Origin of the sequence: Oribacterium sp. C9, from assembly GCF_002007235.1 — a bacterium.
GTDB lineage: Bacteria > Bacillota > Clostridia > Lachnospirales > Lachnospiraceae > Oribacterium.
Genome location: NZ_MUHW01000067.1, coordinates 1 through 1,294, shown reverse-complemented (window position 1 = coordinate 1,294; position 1,294 = coordinate 1). Strand labels below are relative to the sequence as shown.

1 protein-coding gene is annotated in these 1,294 nt (G+C 36.2%); it reads right to left on the bottom strand.

The window, feature by feature from the left end; translation table 11 throughout:
• Positions 1–55: 55 nt before the first annotated feature.
• On the bottom strand, positions 56–1,294 hold a 1,239-nt coding region (locus BXO88_RS16165), incomplete at its 5' end, for an ATP-binding protein (RefSeq protein WP_139355636.1).

Genomic DNA, 1,294 nt, shown 5'->3' with positions numbered 1-1,294 from the left:
GGATTTCCAAGCTTTCTTAAGTGTTTTAATTTTACAGTATTAATTTAAACTGGCATTAAATAAATGTTGCCATGTAAAGAGGCAGCGTGATGATTCCATCTTCGCTTACGCCAATGTTTCCATCGATAAATTTGTATGCGTAGGATATGTTTTGATTTTTTTTCATTGTCGCTATTAATGATGTTGCTTTTTCTTTTCCGCTCTTCACCTCGATAGGAACTACCTTCCCATCGACCTGAATGATAAAATCAAGTTCTTTTTTAGTATTCTCATTTTTGTAAAAATACAGAGGATAACCTTTCTTGTGCATCGCATCGGCTATGGCACATTCGTATATCCCACCTTTCGAATTACCATCAAGCGTATTTTCAACTATATGCTGCTTCAATGAGAAATCTTTCATTGCAACAAGCAGAGACAAATCGGTTGTATAGGCTCTGAAGAAATCATCCCGTGCATAATCATCAAGATCATATCTAACGTCAGTTACTATCCTGCATAAGTGAATCATATCAGCCCTGAGCAGCCATTCGATACTCGAATAATATTTTTGTGCTCTGGCACCCTTTTCTATTTCTTTGTATTGGAATTTGTGATTTTCCTTATCCAACAGCTGTTTCGATAACGTTAAATAACATTTCTCTGCTTTTACTTTTTCTTCTGCAACCGCATAATGAGCGATATCATACTGATAGCCTTGGAGAAGGTTCCTTTGAACGCGATCGACCTCTCTGAAATCTTTAGTATCAAAATATTTCTGAACTACCTCCGGCATTCCTCCTGTTGCTATGTAGAATCTATAATATTCCATCATTTTTTTATGAATTGAATCAGGAATTTTTGTTCTGCTATCAATATATCCATGTAATGTCGATATCATATCTTCAGATATACCAATACCCCATAGGAACTCTTCGAAATCCAGACCATACATATTAAGATAATCAACATACCCTACCGGATAGGAAGATGCTCTTTTGTAATCGATTCCTAACAGAGAACCGGACGCTATTACGTCATATCTGTTATCAACAGCCCAGAATTTCAAAGAAGTAATAGCTTCTTCACATTCCTGTATCTCATCAAGAAAAATTAAAGTCTTTGATGGCTCTATTTTCTTATCTGGAAATCGGAATCGTAATGCCATGACCATATTATCTACAGTAAGGTCACCGGAAAAGATATCTGATGCAGAAGGTGTCTGTTTGAAATTTATTTCGATCATTTCATCATATCGCGATTCGGCAAATCGTTCTATAGCATATGTTTTACCTGTCTGACGAGCACCCTGAAG